This window comes from Oryzihumus leptocrescens (assembly GCF_006716205.1).
GTDB lineage: Bacteria > Actinomycetota > Actinomycetes > Actinomycetales > Dermatophilaceae > Oryzihumus > Oryzihumus leptocrescens.
In genome coordinates this window covers 3438229-3455956 of record NZ_VFOQ01000001.1, presented here as the reverse complement: position 1 = coordinate 3455956, position 17728 = coordinate 3438229, and the positions used below count along the sequence as shown (strand labels likewise).

The 17728-nt window shown below is 73.7% G+C and carries 17 protein-coding genes and 1 pseudogene; 8 read left to right on the top strand and 10 right to left on the bottom strand.

What is annotated here, in order from left to right; genetic code table 11:
- Positions 1-21 precede the first annotated feature (21 nt).
- Together FB474_RS16365 and FB474_RS16360 are read right to left on the bottom strand one after the other, a co-directional pair.
- Positions 22-582: a hypothetical protein gene (locus tag FB474_RS16365; protein ID WP_141789612.1), complete on the bottom strand. Its 561-nt coding sequence runs from the start codon at positions 580-582 to the stop codon at positions 22-24.
- A 22-nt stretch (positions 583-604) separates the two neighbouring features.
- Positions 605-1201 (bottom strand): TetR/AcrR family transcriptional regulator, encoded by a 597-nt coding sequence (locus FB474_RS16360; RefSeq protein WP_141789611.1) that lies wholly within the window; start codon positions 1199-1201, stop codon positions 605-607.
- 146 nt (positions 1202-1347) lie between these two features.
- On the opposite strand from FB474_RS16360, the gene FB474_RS16355 reads away from it, so the two are divergent.
- The 3 genes from FB474_RS16355 (at position 1348) to FB474_RS16345 (ending at position 3995) form a co-directional block, all read left to right on the top strand.
- Positions 1348-2817, top strand: a complete 1470-nt coding sequence (locus FB474_RS16355) for an MFS transporter (RefSeq protein ID WP_141789610.1) — start codon at positions 1348-1350, stop codon at positions 2815-2817.
- A gap of 169 nt (positions 2818-2986) precedes the next feature.
- Positions 2987-3358 (top strand): UBP-type zinc finger domain-containing protein, encoded by a 372-nt coding sequence (locus FB474_RS16350; RefSeq protein ID WP_246092231.1) that lies wholly within the window; start codon positions 2987-2989, stop codon positions 3356-3358.
- A gap of 241 nt (positions 3359-3599) precedes the next feature.
- Positions 3600-3995, top strand: a complete 396-nt coding sequence (locus tag FB474_RS16345) for a TraR/DksA family transcriptional regulator (protein ID WP_141789609.1) — start codon at positions 3600-3602, stop codon at positions 3993-3995.
- A gap of 24 nt (positions 3996-4019) precedes the next feature.
- Here FB474_RS16345 and FB474_RS16340 read toward each other — a convergent pair whose 3' ends face one another.
- The 4 genes and pseudogenes from FB474_RS16340 to FB474_RS16330 all read right to left on the bottom strand — a co-directional run bounded on the left by FB474_RS16340 (position 4020) and on the right by FB474_RS16330 (position 7816).
- Positions 4020-5444 carry a sensor histidine kinase gene (locus tag FB474_RS16340; RefSeq protein WP_141789608.1) on the bottom strand — a complete coding sequence of 475 codons (1425 nt, stop codon included), beginning with the start codon at positions 5442-5444 and terminating at the stop codon, positions 4020-4022.
- Positions 5444-5959: pseudogene (locus tag FB474_RS21440) on the bottom strand (NAD(P)/FAD-dependent oxidoreductase); the annotation flags it as partial. The pseudogene FB474_RS21440 and the gene FB474_RS16340, both read right to left, overlap by 1 nt.
- On the bottom strand, positions 5941-7101 hold the full coding sequence (locus FB474_RS21435) for an NAD(P)/FAD-dependent oxidoreductase (RefSeq protein ID WP_342778135.1): 1161 nt from the start codon (positions 7099-7101) through the stop codon (positions 5941-5943). The gene FB474_RS21435 and the pseudogene FB474_RS21440, both read right to left, overlap by 19 nt.
- A 154-nt stretch (positions 7102-7255) precedes the next feature.
- The gene (locus tag FB474_RS16330; protein ID WP_141789607.1) at positions 7256-7816 is read right to left on the bottom strand and encodes an ATP-binding protein; all 561 of its coding nucleotides are present in this window, start codon (positions 7814-7816) and stop codon (positions 7256-7258) included.
- Between the two features lie 177 nt (positions 7817-7993).
- Between FB474_RS16330 and FB474_RS16325 the strand changes: the two genes are divergently transcribed.
- On the top strand, positions 7994-9772 hold the full coding sequence (locus tag FB474_RS16325) for a GAF domain-containing SpoIIE family protein phosphatase (RefSeq protein ID WP_185746197.1): 1779 nt from the start codon (positions 7994-7996) through the stop codon (positions 9770-9772).
- Positions 9773-9823: 51 nt separating this feature from the next.
- Here the strand turns inward: FB474_RS16325 and FB474_RS16320 are convergent, their stop codons facing one another.
- Together FB474_RS16320 and FB474_RS16315 are read right to left on the bottom strand one after the other, a co-directional pair.
- On the bottom strand, positions 9824-10078 hold the full coding sequence (locus tag FB474_RS16320; RefSeq protein WP_141789605.1) for a WhiB family transcriptional regulator: 255 nt from the start codon (positions 10076-10078) through the stop codon (positions 9824-9826).
- A gap of 133 nt (positions 10079-10211) precedes the next feature.
- Entirely contained in the window at positions 10212-11738 is a 1527-nt protein-coding gene (locus tag FB474_RS16315) for an MFS transporter (RefSeq protein WP_141789604.1), read from the bottom strand.
- Positions 11739-12004: 266 nt separating this feature from the next.
- Between FB474_RS16315 and FB474_RS16310 the strand changes: the two genes are divergently transcribed.
- Positions 12005-12445 (top strand): YdeI/OmpD-associated family protein, encoded by a 441-nt coding sequence (locus FB474_RS16310; RefSeq protein ID WP_141789603.1) that lies wholly within the window; start codon positions 12005-12007, stop codon positions 12443-12445.
- A gap of 21 nt (positions 12446-12466) precedes the next feature.
- Here the strand turns inward: FB474_RS16310 and FB474_RS16305 are convergent, their stop codons facing one another.
- A complete protein-coding gene (locus FB474_RS16305) occupies positions 12467-13798 on the bottom strand; it encodes a chloride channel protein (RefSeq protein WP_246092230.1) in 1332 nt (443 codons plus the stop codon).
- 90 nt (positions 13799-13888) lie between these two features.
- Positions 13889-14749, bottom strand: coding sequence for an SGNH/GDSL hydrolase family protein (locus FB474_RS16300; protein WP_141789601.1), 861 nt, complete (start codon positions 14747-14749; stop codon positions 13889-13891).
- Positions 14750-14956: 207 nt separating this feature from the next.
- On the opposite strand from FB474_RS16300, the gene FB474_RS16295 reads away from it, so the two are divergent.
- The 3 genes from FB474_RS16295 to FB474_RS16285 all read left to right on the top strand — a co-directional run bounded on the left by FB474_RS16295 (position 14957) and on the right by FB474_RS16285 (position 17721).
- Complete coding sequence (locus tag FB474_RS16295) at positions 14957-16162, top strand: PP2C family protein-serine/threonine phosphatase (protein WP_141789600.1); 1206 nt, start codon at positions 14957-14959, stop codon at positions 16160-16162.
- A gap of 143 nt (positions 16163-16305) precedes the next feature.
- Positions 16306-16857, top strand: coding sequence for a hypothetical protein (locus FB474_RS16290; RefSeq protein ID WP_141789599.1), 552 nt, complete (start codon positions 16306-16308; stop codon positions 16855-16857).
- Positions 16858-16917: 60 nt separating this feature from the next.
- Positions 16918-17721 (top strand): COG4705 family protein, encoded by an 804-nt coding sequence (locus tag FB474_RS16285; RefSeq protein ID WP_246092229.1) that lies wholly within the window; start codon positions 16918-16920, stop codon positions 17719-17721.
- Positions 17722-17728: the final 7 nt, after the last annotated feature.

The window sequence follows — 17728 nt, the reverse complement described above, 5'->3', positions numbered from 1 at the left end:
CGAACGGCCGTCGTGCGCGGCTCACAGGCTGGGGTTGCTGCGGTCCATGCATGCGGCCAGGGAGGACGGCTGGGCCCGGCTGACCCGGAACGTGAGCTGTGGGGTCTCCGGTACAGCCAGGCACACGCCCGGGCCGAGGTGGCCAACGGCATCGCGGCGAGCGAGCCAGCACCCGGCTCCAGGGTCGTCCTGGTTCGGCCAGTCCTGGGGGAACCAGTGCTGTCCGGGACCCAACGGCCCGGCGTCCGGGTAGTAGTTGCCGGTGCAGGCCAGCACCTGCCAGCTGCTGGCGGTGTCGTTGACGAAGACGACGCCGGAGGCGCTGCCGCCGGGATCGGCCATGAGTGCCCCGAGCCCGAGGACCATTCCCGTGGTCCCGGCCGGGACGAGCAGAGCCAGGCCAACGACCAGGGCGGTCAGGCGGACCCGGCCGGCGCGCGTCCGGCGCCACCAGTGCCAGCCCGGCGGTGGCGGGGGCAGGTCGGGCGGCGGCACCCACCCCAGCGGCGGTGTCCAGCCCGGTGGTGGCGCCGGCCAGCCCGGCGGTGCCTGCCAGACATGGCTGGGCCTGCGCTGTCCCACGTTCCCCCTGCCCGAGCCGGCGTCAGCCGCGGGTCGCGGTGACGGGCGCGCCGTAGCGCAGCCCGTCATACACGAGGTCGACCAGGGCCAGGGTGGAGGCGGTCGGGGTCGCCTTCGGGTCGCTGGTGAGGCAGATGCCGCCCAGGGCCCGGATCAGCTCGGGGGCGGCGACGTCCTGGCGGATGACCCCGGCCTCGATGGCAGGGGCCAGCATCCGCTCCGCGGCGACGCGCAGCGTGTCCCGGGTGTGCTGGAAGTGCTCGGAGCGGCTGTCGCTCATGGTGCGCAGAAGCGTGACCATGCCCTGCTTGACCGCGTAGAAGTCGACGAACCCGCGCATCCACTCGCGCAGCGCCTCGCCGGGGTCGTCGCTGGTGGCGAGCTCGCGGGAGCGCTGGTCGAGCGCCTCGATCTGGGCGCCGTAGACCGCGAGGACGAGGTCCTCGCGGGTGGGGAAGTGGCGGTAGAGCGTGCCGATGCCCACGCCGGCGGCCTTGGCGATGTCGTCCAGCGAGGCCTCGACGCCGCGCTCGGCGAACAGCGAGGTCGCCGTCTCGAGCAGCCGCGCCCGGTTGCGGACCGCGTCCGCGCGCAGCGGCTTGCCCTCGTCAGGGGACATCCGGGTCACCACCTTGCATAAACGGAGCCACCCTCCGTATAGTTCTAGAAGCGGAGAGTTACTCCGGTTCCATCCTTCGCTTGACTCGGAGGGAGCCTCCGCTTCTTCCACCACTATAGACCCGCCTGCCGGGAAGGACTCCTCACATGAGCTCCCGCTCCGCCATGGCCACGCCCACCCGGACCTGGCTGACCCTTGCCGTCGTCCTCACGACCCAGATGATGATCGTCCTCGACTCGGCGATCGTGAACATCGCGCTGCCGGACATGCAGCAGGCCCTGCACATCGCGCCGGCCGACCTGTCGTGGGTCGTCAACGCCTACACCCTCGCTTTCGGGGGCCTGCTCCTGCTCGGCGCCCGCGCCGGTGACCTGTTCGGCCGCCGCACCGTGTTCGCCGTCGGGATGGCCCTGTTCACCACGGCGTCCCTCGTCGGTGGCTTCGCCGGCGACGGCGCCGACCTGTTCCTCGCCCGTGCCGCCCAGGGCGTCGGAGCCGCGCTCGTCGCTCCCTCGGCCCTGGCCATCCTCATGGGGCTCTACCCCCAGCCGAGGGAGCGCACCCGGGCGATCGGCTACTACACGATCGTCTCGGCCAGCGGTGCCGCCATCGGCCTCATCGCCGGCGGCCTGCTCACCTCCTACGCCTCGTGGCGCTGGGTCATGTTCGTCAACGTCCCGATCGGCGTGGCCGTCCTGGCCGTCTCCCGGGCCGCGCTGCCCGCCGGGCGCGGGGCCACCGGCCGGATCGACGTCGCCGGCAGCCTCCTGTCCACGGCCGGCATGACTGCCCTCGTCTACGGGTTCATCCGCGCCGCCGCCGACGGGTGGGGCAACGGGGTCGCGCTGGCCTCCTTCGCGGCCGCGCTGGTGCTGGTGGTCGCGTTCGTCCTCGTCGAGCGCCGGGTCGCGCACCCGATCATGCCGCTGCACCTGTTCGCCGACCGCGAGCGAGCCGGGTCCTATGTCGCCCGGCTGCTCCTGGTCGCCGGCAGCATGGGCTCGTTCTTCTTCCTCAGCCAGTACTTCCAGCTCGTCCTCGGCTGGTCGCCGGTGCACACCGGCCTGGCCTTCGTGCCCTTCCCCGTCTCGGTGTTCCTCAGCTCCCAGCTGGCGACCCGGGTGTTCGTCCCGCGCTTCGGTGGCCGACCGGTGATGCTGGCCGGGATGGCGATGTCCGTGGCCGGCCTGCTGCTGCTGACGCGGCTCGGGGTCGACAGCACCTACACCCAGCTCGTGGGCTCGATGGTGCTCTTCGCCCTGGGCAACGGCACCGCGTTCGTCCCGCTCACCGACGCCGGCATGGCCCGCGTCCCGGCCCACGAGGCCGGTATCGCGTCCGGCCTGGTCAACGTCACCCAGCAGCTCGGCGGCGCGGTGGGTCTGGCGGTCCTGGTCACCGTGTTCGCCACGGCCGGACCCGGTGCCGCGTCCTCCCCGAGCGCGTCGCTGCACGCCAAGGAGCTGTTCGCCCTCGGCGCCGACCGCGGGCTCGGCGTCGCCGCCGCCCTCGTCGCGGCGGCCGTGGTGCTCGTGCTCGCCCTGTCCACGCGTCGGCGGCGCGAGGCGCCGGTCGTGGTGGTGGCCGAGGCCCCCGTGCTGGAGCCGGTGGCCTGACGCCCGCGCGGGCCGGTCACGCCGCGCGGCAAACGCCCCGCCGGGAACCCCCGGCGGGGCGTTTGCGTGCGGTGACCACGCTCCATTACGCGAAGTGCATGAGGTTCCCGGCGGTCGCCGCGACGAGACTGCCGTGGCGCGAGGTTGCAATGGTGGAAGGGGCCGGCACGTGGGCGACACCAGCGAGATCAGGCCCGAGGTCGAGGTCCGGCCCGGGGTCCCGCCGAGCGGTCCAGGCTGCGCTGACTGCGAGGCGCACGCCCCGCCCGGCTGGTGGCTGCACCTGCGTCGGTGCGCCCGCTGCGGCCACGTCGGCTGCTGCGACTCCTCGCCCGCCCAGCACGCCTCGGCGCACTACCGGGCGACCGGGCACCGGGTGGTCCAGAGCTACGAGCCCGACGAGGACTGGTTCTACGACTACGCCACGGGCGACTGGCTCGAGGGGCCGCAGCTGGCACCGCCTGCCTCCCACCCGGCGCAGCAGGGCGTCCCCGGACCGGAGGGGCGCGTCCCGCCCGACTGGCGATCCCGGCTGCACTAGCGGGCAGCCCACGCACAGCACGACGGACGGGCGCCCGTAGGCTCCCGTCCGTCTCACGCGCCGTCGAGAGGAATCGAACCCCTCGCATCGCCCAGCTCGACTGCCACGTCGCGATGACGTCGTCTGTCGGCGGCTCAACCACACACGCATCCAGGGCCGGCACCCCTTGCAACGCCGCGGCCGTGCCCGTTCTTCCCGGGAGGGGAGGAACGGCTGGGTGGCGCGGTCCGTTGGACACCCCATGACAGCCCAGTCCGAACCTGCGGTGCCGGCCGTTCCGGCCGATGACTTCACGGCCGCGCGTGCCGTGCTCGCCGAGGAGCGCGAGGAGCTGGTCTCGCGCATCGCCTCGCTGAGCCGCGACGTGGACGTGATCATCGAAGCCTCCCAGGACGTCTCCACCGATGACGAGCACGATCCGGACGGTGCGACCATCGCCTACGAGCGGGCCCAGGTTGCCGCCCTCCTGGACCAGGCCCGCAGCCACCTCGCCGACTGCGAGGTGGCCGAGGAGCGCCTGGCGGCCGGCACCTACGGCGTCTGCGAGCGCTGCGGCGGGACGATCGGGGCGGCACGGCTCGAAGCCCGTCCCGCGGCCCGGACCTGCATCTCCTGCGCCGCGGCCCGGCGGGGTTGACCTCCCGGACCGGGATCGCCCGCCTCAGGGACGAGCCGGGTCGTGCTCCGGTGTCCTTGGTGCGTCCGGGGAGGGGAGCGGGAGGCGCACCCGCAGGACTGTGTGGCCGGGGCCGGAGTCGATGCTGATGGCGCCGCCATGGCGCTCCTCGATGATGCGCCGGGCGATGTCGAGGCCGAGTCCCGTGCCCTGGCCGACCTCCTTGGTCGTGTAGAACGCCTCGAACGCCCGCGCCGCCACGGCCGGAGGCATCCCCGGCCCGGTGTCGGCGACCTCGACGACGACGCTGCCGTCCTCACCCCGGGTGGTCAGCTGGAGGGTGCCGACCCCGCCCATCGCGTCGACGGCGTTGTCGATGAGGTTGGTCCACACCTGGTTGAGCTCGCCGGCATAGGCGGCCACGCGGGGCACCCCGGAGCCGTAGTCCCGCACGACCGTGATGCCGTCGCGCAGCTTGTGACCGAGCATCACCAGGGTGCTCTCGAGGCCGTCGGTGACGTCGACGAGCTGCATCGAGGCCCGGTCCATCTGCGAGTAGGAGCGGACGGCCGCGACGAGGTCGGAGACCCGGCGGGTGGACTCGCGCACCTCGGCCAGCAGCGTGGACGCCGCAAGGGTGCTGGCCACCCATTCCAGGCCCGGCTCGAGCGTGGACCCCTCGAGTGCGTCCGCGGCCCGCGCGCACCAGTCGAGGTCGGCCCCGGCGTCGGCCAGGGTCGGCGCGAGGGTGCCGGCCGCCGCCACGCCGCGATCGGTCAGCCACGCCGCCAGCGCGTCCTCGAGGTCGGCGGCGGCCAGCGGGTCCCGGGGCCCGGCGCCCGGCTCGACCTCGCGGCGCAGCTCGTCGAGCGCGGTGAACTGGCGGGCCGAGATCTCGTCGTGCGCCAGCCGGCCGAGGGAGGACAGCAGCGTGCGGCAGGCGTCCTCCAGCGCCGCGACCGCCCGGGACGCCGCGGCCGCCGGGTTGTTGATCTCGTGGGCCAGGCCCGCGGCGAGGGTCCCGAGGGTGACCAGGGCCTCCCGCTGCCGCACCGTCGACTCGATGGAGCGCGCGGTGCCGTAGAGGCCTTCGATGAGGTGGCCGGCGAAGGGGAACCAGGCGAAGGACCGCTCGCGCAGCGCCTGGGCCGGCACCCGGAGCACCCGCCCCTCGGTCCGCCCCCGCCCGGTCGCGAGGTAGACCCCGTGCTCGTCCCAGGCACGGAACCCTCCCGCCCAGCGGCCCGGCACGTCCATGCTCCCCACGACCGTCTCCTCGCGGCCGACGTGGCGCACCAGGTGGATCGCGCCGTCGACCAGCACCCACCAGTGGTCGGCGTGCTCGCCCTCGCGGAACAGGTCCACACCCGGCTCGATGCGCACCTCGGTGCCGGCCTCGAGCAGCTCGCCGAGCTGGTCGTCGGTCAGGCCCTCGAAGATGGCGAGCGGGCGCAGGTCCTCGACGCGCATCAGACCGTCGCCAGGTAGCGGTGGACGAGGTAGACGGCCATGGCCCCCTCGCCGACGGCCGAGGCGACCCGCTTCATCGAGTCCAGGCGCACGTCGCCCGCTGCGAAGACGCCCGGAACGCTCGTCTCGAGGACGAACGGGGGGCGCGGCAACCGCCATGCGGACCCGTGCGCCGGGCCGAGGAGGTCCTGCCCGGTGACGACGAAGCCCTTGTCGTCCCGCACCACGTCAGGCCCGAGCCACTCGGTGCGCGGCGAGGCGCCGATGAAGACGAAGAGCCAGCTGGTGGGCACCTCCTCGGTCGCGCCGGAGTCGCGGTCGACCAGCACCAGCGACTCCAGGTGGCCCTCACCCCGTGCGGCGCCCACCTCGCAGCGGAAGCGCACCTCGATGTTGGCCGCCGCGATGATCCGCTCGATGAGGTAGCGCGACATGGTGAGCTCGAGCGTGGGGCCGCGGACCAGCAGCACCACGCGCTTGGCGAAGCGGGCAAGGTTCAGCGCCGCCTGCCCCGCCGAGTTGGCGGCGCCGACGACGTAGACGTCGTCCCCCTGACACTGGGCCGCCTCGCTGGCGCTCGCGCCGTAGTAGACCCCCGGCCGGTGAGCTCGGCCAGCCCGGACGCCTCGAGGCGCCGGTAGGAGACGCCGGTGGCCGCCACGACCGCGCGGGCCTCGACCGCGTCGCCGCCCTCGAGCAGCACGGCCCGGACCGGCCCGCGGGTCTCGAAGCCGACGACGTCGCGCGCCAGCACCACCTCGGCGCCGAACCGGAACACCTGCGCCAGGGCGCGCTGGGTGAGGTCGGAGCCCGACAGCCCCTTGGGGAAGCCCAGGTAGTTCTCGATGGCGGCGCTCTGGCCCGCCTGTCCACCGGGCGCCTCGCGCTCCACGACGACGGTGCTCAGCCCCTCCGAGGCGGCGTACACCGCGGCGGCCAGGCCGGCCGGCCCCCCGCCGACGATGCACACGTCATACAGCGGCTGCTGCGCGCTGGTGCGCAGCCCGAGAGCGCCGGCGAGCTGGAGGGTCGACGGCGCGCGCAGGGCGTCGCCGTCGGGGAGGAGCACCAGGGGCAGGTCGTCTGCCGACGCCTGCGCGAGCCCGGCCAGCCGCTGGGCCTCCGTGTCACGCTCGATGTCGTACCAGCGGTAGGGCACGTGGTTGCGGGCGAGGAAGGTCTTGAGCTCGTAGCTGCGCTCGGACCACCGGTGCCCGACCACCCGCACGTCGGCGGTGTGGTCCGGGTGCTCCTGGACCCAGTCACCCAGCAGGTCGTCGACGACGGGGTAGAGGCGTTCCTCGGGCGGGTCCCATGGCTTGAGCAGGTAGTAGTCCAGGCCGATGTCGTTGATCGCCGTGATGGCCACGTCCGTGTCGGCGTACGCGGTCAGCAGCAGGAGCTTGGCCCCAGGGGCGTGGCTGCGGGCCTGCTCCAGCATCTCGGTCCCGGTCATCCGCGGCATCCGCTGGTCGGCGGCGATGAGGGCGACCGGCTGGTCCCGCAGCGCGAGCTCGGCCAGGACCGACAGCGCCTCCGCGCCCGAGGTCGCGCGCACCACGCGGTAGTCGCCGCCGTAGCGGCTGCGCAGGTCCCGGCTGATGGCAGCCGAGACCAGGGGGTCGTCGTCGACGGTCAGGATGGTCGGTCTGGTCATGACCTCGGCCTTCGGGCGACCTCGTCGCCTGCCGCGGGGAGGCTGGAGGGACGGTGGGAACCGCTAGCTCGCAGCATAGGCGCGGGGTGGAGCCGGTATCAGGGGTCGACGGCCCTGGCCCTCACGGCGGGAGCGCCCCGGACGAGTGGGTGCGTCAGCACTCGACGACAGGGTGGCCGGAGGCCAGGGTGAGCGCCTGGTCCGAGGCGGAGCACGGGCAGGGGGCGGCCGGCTCCCAGCCGTCGAACACGGGGGTGCGGGCCCAGACCGCCTTGCCGTCGCTGAGCGGGCTGACTCCCCACTGGGCGGCCACGGCGTCCACGACGAGCAGGCCACGCCCACCGGTGACCGATCCGGCCGGCCCCACGTGCAGCCGCGGGTCCCGCTCATGAGGGACCTCGTCCAGCTCGGCCTCGAGAGCGTGGGCCGCCGCCAGGTCGCCGGCCAGGTCCGATCGGTGTGGTCGCATCGTCGGCCGCGTCGGCGTGCCGTCGAAGACCGCCAGCTCGACGACCGAGTCGGCGCAGCTGATGCTCACCAGCAGCGGGGTGCGGGCGTGCAGCACGGCGTTGGTGACCAGCTCGGACAGGGCCAGCTCGGAGTCCTCGACCATCGCCGTCAGTCCCCAGTCGCGGTAGCAGCGCCGCAGGAACTCCCGTGCTGCCGGGGCCGAGTGCGGCTCAGGCGGCAACGGCTTGGTGGCGTGGTAGCACATCTTTCGCCCCCTTTGGGACCCGCGTCCGACCCCTCAGCCAGGGCTCGGGGTGCCTGAGGAGCGCACCCGATGCCGATGCTCTCACGCCGCATGCCGTGCCGGGCGGGCTGGCGGCATCTCACGCGAATACGTTCGATCAGTGGACACGGTCCACGGGCTACCCGGCATGATGGGCCGGTGCTTCCGGACCCCCCGAGCGAGGGCGGCTCGCGGGCGGCGCGCCACCTGGGCGACCGGCTGACGCGGCTGGCCCGAGTCACCGCAGAGCTGGCCACCGCCGACACGGTCGAGTCGGTGACCAAGATCGTCATCGCCCACAGCGCGGACGCGGTGGGCGCCACGATGGCCTCGCTGGCCCTGCTCGACGGCGCTGAGACGCTGCGGCTGGTGGGGCTGCGCGGTGGCGACGAGGGCGAGGCCGAGCGGTGGGCGAGCTTCCCCCTCGATCGCCGGACGCCGCTCAGCGACGTGGTCCGCACGGGGCAGCGCCTCGTCCTGACGGGGGCCACAGAGATCGCGCAGCGCTACCCCGAGTCCGACCGCGGTGAGCGCTCCATCGTGTGTCTGCCGCTGACGGTGACCACGCGGACCATCGGAGCAATCGGGCTCTCCTTCCCCGGGGCGCGGTCCGTGGACTCGGCCGAGCTGGAGTTCTTCGAGATCCTGGCCGACACCTGCGCCCAGGCCCTCGAGCGCATCAGCGCCCAGGAGGCGGCGGCGAAGCAGACCGCCAAGCTGGTCTTCCTCGCCGACGCCGCCACGGAGCTGAGCAGCAGCCTGGACTACCAGACCACGCTGGCCAGGGTCGCCCGGCTGGCCGTCCCGACCTTCGCCGACTGGTGCGCCATCGACCTGGTCGAGGATGGTCGCCTCAACCGTCTCGCGGTGGAGCACGTGGACCCGGCCAAGGTCCAGCTCGCGATCGACCTCGAGCAGCGCTACCCCGCCGACCCGGACGCCCCGAGCGGGGCCTGGAACGTCATGCGCACCGGTCGCAGCGAGCTGGTCCGCGAAGTCACCGACGAGATGCTGGTCGCCGCCGCCATCGACGAGGAGCACCTGCGCATCGCCCGCGAGCTGCAGCTGCGCAGCGGGCTGACCGTGCCGCTGGTGGCCCGGGGACGGGTGCTGGGGGTCATCACCTGGGTCTCGGCGGAGTCCGACCGGCTCTACGGCCCCGACGACCTCGCCCTCGCCGAGGACCTGGCCAAGCGGGCCGCGATCGCCATCGACAACGCCGAGCTCCACAGCCAGACCCTGGCGGCGGCAGACCAGCTCCAGCACGCCGTGCTGCCCGAGTCGCTGCCCGTCGTCCCCGGCTGGGAGCTGGCCAGCTACTACAGCCCCTCCGGGCGCACCGAGGTCGGCGGCGACTTCTATGACGCCATCCCCCTCGGCGACGGCCGCCTGGTGCTCTTCGTCGGTGACGTCATGGGTCGTGGCGTCGGCGCCGCGGCCGCGATGGCCCAGATGAGGGCAGCGGTCCGCGCCTACGCGGCCCTGGACCCCGCCCCCGCGACCGTGATGGGGCGGCTCGACCTGATGTTCGAGCAGTACCCCACCGACCAGCTGGTCACCCTCGTGTACATGGTCGCCGATCCGGTGCGGGGAGAGCTCGTGGTGGCCAACGCCGGTCACCCACCCCCGGTGCTGCTCCGCCGGGACGGAACCCCCGAGCAGCTTCCGCTCGCCAGCGGCCCGCCGCTCGGCATCTCGGAGCACCCTCGCCAGGAGCTGACGGTGCCCCTCGAAGGCGGCGACACCCTGGTGGCCTTCACCGACGGCCTCATCGAGCGGCGGGACGAGGACATTGACCGGGGACAGCAGCGCATGGACGCGGCGATGGCGCTCCTGACCGACCTGGACCTGTCCGTGGCCCTGCACCAGCTGGTCAGCGACCTGCGGGACGTCTCCCGGGACGACGACGTCGCCGCGTTGGCGGTCCGCCGGTCCTGACCACCGGGATCGCCGGACCGCCCGGTGTGAGGCGACGGCCTCCGGGTCCGGTCAGGAGGCGACCCGGCGCGCTTCCCGGGCCTGCCGGCGGCGGATGAGCCGCCGCTCCTCCTCGTCGGTGCCACCCCAGATGCCGGTCTCCTGGCGGCTGTCCAGGGCCCAGCGCAGGCACTCTTCCTGCACCGGGCACCGCTGGCACACCCGCTTGGCCGCGTCGGCCTGGATGAGCGCCAGCCCGGTCGTCCCGACCGGGAAGAACAGCTCAGGGTCCGTGCGGAGGCATTCCGCCTTGTCACGCCAGTTCACAAGCCCTCCATTCGGCACGACGTGCCTTGGGTCAACGGGAACCGGCCACTCTGGCCCCGGAACCTGAGAGAAGCATCAAAGGAGCACGCCGGTGTGCTGGATCGCAGGGACGCCGGCGAGGGCCCCGGAGCGGTCAGGTCGCCGACTCCCGCCCGGCACCTGCCAGGGGCCCCTGACGCGGGCACTCCTGCAGCGGCGGCCCGTCCACCGGGCAGTACCGACGGGCCGTGGGCTCCGAGGGCTCGGCCGCGGGTTGCCGGACGAAGAGCGCGGACAGCACTGCGCCGGCCACCAGCAGCCCGGCACAGACCCACATCGCGGTCCGGAAGGCCGGCTCCAGCAGGGCAGGGTCGTGGTAGGCCTCACCGCTGAGGCCCGCGACCAGGGGGAGGACCGCCACGCACAGCAGGCCCGCCACGCGCGCCACCGCGTTGTTGACGCCGCTGGCGAGGCCGGCATGCTGCTCCGGGGCTGCGGCCAGGGTTGTTGCGGTCAACGGCGCGACCGTCGCCGAGAGTCCCAGCCCGAAGATGACGACCGGCGGCAGCACGTCCGTCAGGTATGACGCGCCGGCACCCAGGCGGGTGAGGCCGGCGACCCCCACCGCGCACAGCAGCGGCCCCACCGTCATCGGGATCCGCGGACCGATCCGCTGGGCGAGGCCACCCATGCGCGCGGACAGCACGAGCATCAGGCCGGTGACGGGCAACAACGCCAACCCCGCGGCGATGGGGGAGAACCCGGCCACCACCTGGAGCTGGAGCACGAGCCAGAAGAACACGCCCCCGAGCGCCGCGTAGATGGCGAACGTCGCGGCGTTGGTCGCGCGGAAGATCGGGGAGGCGAAGATGTCGAGCGGGAGCATCGGCTCGGCGGCCGTGCGTTCGCGGACGACGAACCCGACGAGGCCGGCCACGCCGGCCAGCAGCGACACCAGGACGGCGGCGTTGCCCGGTCCCGTGTTCTGCCAGGCGATCAGCCCGTTGGTGACGCCGCCCAGGCCGACCGCCCCCAGCACCGCCGCGGCCACGTCCACGTGCCGCGGGGCCATCGGGTCGCGGGTCTCGGGCACCTGGCGTTGGGCGATGAGCACGACGGCGACGGCCACGGGCAGGTTGATGAAGAAGATCCAGCGCCAGGAGCTCACCTGCACCAGCCAGCCGCCGATGAACGGGCCGGCCGCGCCGCCGATCCCCGCGAGGCCCGACCAGGCCCCGATCGCCCGTCCCCGGTCCTCCGGCCGGAAGGAGGACTGCAGGATGGCCAGGCTGCCCGGTGTCAGGAGCGCACCGCCGACGCCCTGGAGTCCCCGGGCCGCGATGAGGGTCTGGACGTTGGGGGCGAGCCCGCACAGCAGCGACGCCAGGGCGAACCAGACCACGCCCACGACGAAGACCCGCCGGCGGCCGAGGCGGTCCCCGAGGGAGCCGCCGAGCAGGATCAGCGACGCGAGGGTGAGCGTGTAGGCGTTGATCACCCACGTGAGGTCCGACAGGCGTGCGCCCAGGGCCTCCCCGATCCGCGGCAGGGCGACGTTGACCACGGTGGCGTCGATGAATGCCAGCGACGAGCCGAGCACGGTGGCGGCCAGCACCCACCGGCCGTGGCGCTCACCGTAGGCCACCTGCACCGGGGCGGCCGCCGCGGGCGGGGTCGTCACGTCACGCCCACGGCGGGCGATGCGGCGCGTCGCGGCTGCTCGATCGGCCGATGCCGGCGGCGTGTACCCATGTGCCTGACCGCGTTCCCCGAGAAGTCCCCTGCCTCACCCGAACGTAACCCCCGCCGCGGAGGGGCCACAAGGCTTCGGGAGGTGCGCCAGCACGCCGAGCGGCTCCGCATGCCGAGATCGGTGGCGACCGGCACCGGCGAGGCCGATGATGAGCTCACGCGAACCGCGCGCAGGGACGTCAGGAGGGCCGGGCGATGCGTTTTCGAGCGACGCTGCAGCTGGACGGCAGGACGGCGACGGGCATCGAGGTCCCGGACGCAGTCGTCGAGGGGCTGGGTGGTGGCCGGCGCCCGGCCGTCGTGGTGGTGCTCAACGACTACACCTTCCGTAGCACGCTGGGGTCCATGCGCGGGGTGTCCAAGATCCCGGTGAGCGCCGAGCACCGCGCCGCCGCAGGCCTTCGCCCCGGTGACGAGGTGGAGGTCGAGCTGCTGCTCGATGACCAGCCGAGGGAGCTCGTGGTCCCCGAGGACCTCGCGTCCGCTCTGGGGGCCGACAGCCCAGCGCGGCAGGCGTTCGACTCCCTCTCGCCCAGCCGGCGCAAGGCGGTGGTGCAGCAGCTCGAGAGCGCGAAGACGACGGAGACCCGGCAACGTCGCCTCGCCAAGGCGATGCAGGATCTCGCCGAGGGCTGAGCTGAGTCGCAGGCCCGCCGGTCACCTTCGGGTGGTCGCGGCGTCGGCCGTCGCACTCGGCCGGGGGGCGGGGGTGAGCCGCTGGGTCAGCACGTACGACACCACCACGGCGATGATGGTCAGCGGCATGAGGGTGATGCCGTCCTGCCCGAGGAACAGGCTGGTGAGCAGCACGGACGTGAGGGGCAGGCGCAGCATCCCGGCGGTGAACGCGCCGATCCCGATGGCCACCCCCGGTATTGCGGCCAGACCCGGAAGGTGGGAGAGCGCGATACCGACCGCTGCACCGATGAACATGGCCGGGAAGGTGGGGCCGCCGCGGAAGCTGCCCAGCGACACGACGTACGCCAGCCCCTTGCACGCGATCAGCAGGAGCAGGGCCCCCACCGCGTAGGCCGCGTTGTCGTCCACGAGCTGGGGCAGGGCGGTCTGGCCGGAGAAGAGCACGTCGCTGGCCGGCTTGCCGGTGGACCACGCGAAGAGGACGGCCAGCGCGGCGACGGCGAAGCCGGCCACCGGGGTGAGCAGGACGACCCGTGGGAAGACGAGGGCGCGGACCCGGAGTGCCAGCCAGCGGATCGCGAGGCAGCACGGGGCGGCCACGAGGCCCACCGCGACGGCCCACACGAGCTCGGCGGCGGTGGGTGCCGATGTGCCGGGGATGTCGGGGATGGCCAGGGAGAAGGTGCCGTGCCCGGTCAGCGAGCCCAGGCCGACGAAGATGAGGGCGCCCACGCCGGCGCCGAGCAGCCCGGGCACCAGGACCAGCGAGGCGGTCACGCCGCCGAGTCCTGCCGCCTCCATGAGCAGGAACGCCCCCGTCAGGGGTGAGCCGAGCAGGGTGCTCACCGCGGCGAAGCTGCCGATGACGGCAATGACCGCGCCCTCCTGCGTCGGCAGGTCGCGCCGGCGCAACCACACCGCGAGGTAGGACAGGCCGCCCCCCAGGGCGATCAGCGGGGCCTCGGGGCCGACCACCGCTCCCAGGCCGACGCTCGCGATCGCGGCGATCGCGATGCCCGGCAGCGCCGCCGGCCGCGCCACCCCACCGGTGTGCATCCCGTCGGCCGGTGACTCCCCGCCCTTCCCGGGCAGGTAGCGGATGGCCAGGCCCACCACCAGGCCGGCCAGGGGGACCGGGACCAGGGGCCACCACAGTGCGGAGGGGTCGATGCCGAGCGCGCTCGGCAGGTCAGTGAACACCCACCGCTGGAGGGACGACGTCAGGCTGAGGAAGGCGTAGGCCAGCGCCGCGATCGGTGCGCCCAGCACCGCGGCCAGGACGAGCAGCCCGAGGTAGCGACGGCTGCGGAAGTGCTCCAGCGGGTCGACCTGCGCGGCGGGGGAGCTCACCGACCCCACGATGCAGGCCGCGCGCGCCGGCGGCATCACCCACCGCGGGTGAACGTGTCGGCGGTCTGCGCCCTGGGCCGGCGGCGCCGGTCAGCCCAGCCCGAGCACCCCCATCGTCTGCGTCGCCATCCGGGACTCGCCCAGGGCGTTGGGGTGCACGATGACCGGGTTGGTGCCCTGGAGGACGGGCTCCACCCAGCGCACCCCGATGGCCTGGCAGGCGTCGTGGCCCTCGGAGACCGCGCTCAGGTCGACGTAGGTCGCGCCCGTGGCCGCCGCCGCGCGTCGTACGGCGTCGTTCAGGGTCGCCTCGATCCCGCGCAGGTAGGGCACGTCACCGGTGGCGATCGGCATCCGGTCGAAGCAGCCCTGACGCTCGGGCAGGATCCACGGGTAGCCCAGGATCGCGACCCGCGCCCCGGGCGCCTTCGCCCGCACGGCCGACAGCGCCCGGACGAGGGCGGGGTAGGTGCTGGTGCGGATGTCGTCGACGAACGAGGAGCCGTAGCGGTCCCGGCACGGGCTGCCCGTGCCCAGCGTCGAGACGCCGGCGGCCCCGCAGCGGGTGATGGCGTTGATGAACGTGTTGTTGTCGTTGCCGCCGATGGTCATGGTGACCAGCTGGGTGTCCGGGCGGACCGCGTCCAGCTGGGGCGTGACCCCCGGGTACTGCGCGCCGGCGTAGTCCTTGGTCTGGGCGGCGCCGCAGGTGACGTCGGTGAGCTGGGCGTGGGTCGCGCCGGCGATGACGTGCGGGTAGTTCCTCGTCGAGCGCAGGCATGCCGGCGGGGCGGTGGGGTCGGGCGGCAGCACGCCCGACGCCGCGCTGTAGGAGTCACCCAGGGCGACGTAGCGCAGCGGGCCGGTCGCCGCGGTCGAGGGAAGGGCGGAGGCCACGGTGCCGCCCAGGACGGCAGCGGCGGCGAGGACGACGGCGAGCGTGCGGGACATGTCGGGCTCCACGGGTTCGGCGGCGGATCGTGCGACGGGTGCTCCTGCGAACGGCTACCCGGGCAACGACGTCCGTCGTGCTGCGTTACGGCGCAGCACCACTGACGGCGCAACACCGCGCGTCCGGGCACCGGAAGGGCCGTTCGGGTGGAGACTCCCACCCTGGGGGATGAGGACGTACGGCGCCGAAAGGGTGAGGATGTGGTGATGAAGGGCGACCGTCGAGGTCAGCTGGTCGGCGCCGGGCTCGCGGCGCTGTGGTTCTTCGTTGTCCTCGTCGCGGAGCTCTCGGCCGGGAAGCCCGCCTTCGTCCCGGCGATCCTGTTCGCCCTCGGCCCCCTCATCGCCTGCGCCGTGCTGGAGCCGCTGCCCACGGCCGGCTTCGGGGTGGTCGCGGTCGGGCTCGTGGGGCTGACCAGCGTGCGGAACGGCACGTGGGGCACGGCGCAGATGTGGCTGCGGGTCGCCGACGTCGGCCTGGTCAGCCTGGCGGCGGTCGCCCTGGCCGTGGTGCGGGTCCGTCGGGAGGCGCAGCTGGACCGGATGGTGCGCATCGCCGAGGTGGCCCAGCGCGCCATGCTGCCCCTGGTCCCCACGCACGTGGGGTCGGTGGCGGCGGGCGCGCGATACCTGTCTGCCGCGGAGGACGCGCTGGTCGGTGGCGACCTGTACGACTGGTTCCACTCCGACCACCGCGTCTGCTTCATCGTGGGGGACGTCCGCGGCAAGGGGGTGAGTGCCGTCGAGCAGGCGGCGCGGGTCATCCGCGCGTTCCGCCAGTCCGCCGCCGGCGGGGGGGACCTGGCCACCGTCGCCGCCGAGATGAGCGCCTACATCGACCCGTTCCTGGACGACGAGGAGTTCGTCACCGCGCTCCTGCTGCAGGTCACCGACCGCGGCCACGTCACGCTCGTCAACTGCGGGCACCCGCACCCGCTGCTCATCACCTGTCACGACGGGTCGACCCTGGTGGACCTGCCGTCCGGCCTGCCGCTCGGCCTCGGCCGCTCCTTCGAGGCCGTCACCGTGCCGTGGACCCCCGGCGACCGCCTGCTGCTCTACACCGACGGGCTCAGCGAGGCCCGGGACGCGCGCGGCGAGTTCCTCCCGGTCCTGCCGCTCGCCGCTCTGCTCCGGACGTCGACCGTCGAGGACGCGCTCGACAAGGTGCTGGGGGCCGTGCGCGATCACGTGCCCGGCGGCCGCTTCACCGACGACCTCGCCGTGCTGCTGCTCGAGAACGTCGACGGGGACGAGACCCACGCCGTGGACCCCCGCGACTACCGCGTGGGTCGGGTCACCTCACAGTCGATCGAGCCGTCGCCCGGGAAGGTGGGACCGGTCGTGCCCCACCCCGTCGAGCCGGCGCCGGTCGAGCCGGTGCCCGGCACCGCTGCGAGGAACGTCGGCTGACCGCACCGGCCACGGGGGCGACTCCGTCGGGATGGCCGCCCACAGGTGCCGTCCGTACCATCGCCCCACGCCCCGAGGGCACCTGCGCCCGCGGGGAAGAGGGCTGGGGTGGGTGTGCGATGCCCCCGACAGGACGGAGCGCCATGAACGGCGAGCCAGGACTGACCGACGAGCAGATCCGCACCATGACGCCGGCCGACCGCCTGGACCTGATCCGGCGGCTGAGCCGGCCCGCGCCGGAACGCCCTCAGCGCGGTGGGCTGCTCCGGGGCCGCAGCCGGGTGGTGCTGCTGGCCGCTGCGGTGATGGTCATGCTGCCGTGGATCGGCTACCTCGCCGTGGTGCTGCCCAACCGCTACGACGCCCGGCACTGGGACCTGACCTGGGCCGGCTTCGACCTGCTCCTGGCCGCGATGCTCGCCGCCACGGTCGTCTTCGCGCTGCTGCGGCGACAGCTGCTCATCCTCACGTCGTTCGCCTCGGGCGTGCTGCTCGTCTGCGACGCGTGGTTCGACGTGCTGACTGCGAGGCGCGCGGACCTGCCGGAGTCGATCGCCACCGCCCTCCTGCTCGAGCTGCCCCTGGCCACCCTCCTGCTCCTGGGCACGCTCCGGCTGGTCCGGGCCAACGCCCAGCGGCTCTGGCTCCTCGAGCCGGGGACGCCCATCTGGCGGCTCGAGCTCGACCTCCCCTGAACGACCGCCTGGCCGGCGAGTTCACCAACCTCTCAGGTTGTCTCGGCACACTCCCGCACCGTGTCGACATCCACCACCGCCGTCGAGAAGCCCCGCACCGCCCTGAGCACCGTCCCCGAGGTCACCGTCCTGTTCTGGGTGGCCAAGGTGCTCACCACCGGCATGGGTGAGACCGCCTCCGACTTCCTCGCCCACCACCTCGACCCGGTCGTGGCCGGCGGGCTGGGCGCCGTCGGCCTGGCGGTCGCGCTCGCGCTGCAGCTGCGCGCGCGCCGCTACGTCCCGTGGGTCTACTGGCTGGCCGTGGCCATGGTCAGCGTCTTCGGCACCATGGCGGCGGACGTCGTCCACGTCATCCTCGGCATCCCGTATGCCGTGTCGACCGTGGCGTTCCTCCTCACCCTGGCCGCGGTGTTCGCCGTGTGGCGCCGGACCGAGGGCACGCTGTCCATCCACAGCATCACCACGCGCCGCCGCGAGCTCTTCTACTGGACCACCGTGCTGACGACCTTCGCGCTGGGCACTGCCGCGGGCGACCTGACGGCCACGACGCTGCACCTGGGCTACCTGGCCTCCGGCGTGCTGTTCGCCGTCGTCATCGCGGTTCCCGCGATCGCCCACTGGAAGCTCGGGCTCGGCGCGGTCAGCGCGTTCTGGTTCGCCTACATCGTGACCCGCCCCCTGGGGGCGTCCTTCGCCGACTGGATGGGCGTGCCGGCCTCGAGGCAGGGCCTGGGCTGGGGCACCGGCCCGGTCACCCTGGCCCTGGCGGTCCTCATCGTCGGCGTCGTCGGCTACCTGGCGACGACGCACGTGGACGCGCCGGTCGCCGAGGTGCGCGACCGCGATACGGCCGGGGTCTGACCGCGCG

Excerpts from the sequence above, each read along its gene's own strand:
- FB474_RS16360 (WP_141789611.1), bottom strand. The coding sequence starts at position 1,201 with ATGTCCCCTGACGAGGGCAAGCCGCTGCGCGCGGACGCGGTCCGCAAC.
- FB474_RS16355 (WP_141789610.1), top strand. The coding sequence starts at position 1,348 with ATGAGCTCCCGCTCCGCCATGGCCACGCCCACCCGGACCTGGCTGACC.
- FB474_RS16345 (WP_141789609.1), top strand. The coding sequence starts at position 3,600 with ATGACAGCCCAGTCCGAACCTGCGGTGCCGGCCGTTCCGGCCGATGAC.
- FB474_RS16340 (WP_141789608.1), bottom strand. The coding sequence starts at position 5,444 with ATGCGCGTCGAGGACCTGCGCCCGCTCGCCATCTTCGAGGGCCTGACC.
- FB474_RS21435 (WP_342778135.1), bottom strand. The coding sequence starts at position 7,101 with ATGACCAGACCGACCATCCTGACCGTCGACGACGACCCCCTGGTCTCG.
- FB474_RS16330 (WP_141789607.1), bottom strand. The coding sequence starts at position 7,816 with ATGTGCTACCACGCCACCAAGCCGTTGCCGCCTGAGCCGCACTCGGCC.
- FB474_RS16310 (WP_141789603.1), top strand. The coding sequence starts at position 12,005 with ATGCGTTTTCGAGCGACGCTGCAGCTGGACGGCAGGACGGCGACGGGC.
- FB474_RS16300 (WP_141789601.1), bottom strand. The coding sequence starts at position 14,749 with ATGTCCCGCACGCTCGCCGTCGTCCTCGCCGCCGCTGCCGTCCTGGGC.
- FB474_RS16295 (WP_141789600.1), top strand. The coding sequence starts at position 14,957 with ATGAAGGGCGACCGTCGAGGTCAGCTGGTCGGCGCCGGGCTCGCGGCG.
- FB474_RS16290 (WP_141789599.1), top strand. The coding sequence starts at position 16,306 with ATGAACGGCGAGCCAGGACTGACCGACGAGCAGATCCGCACCATGACG.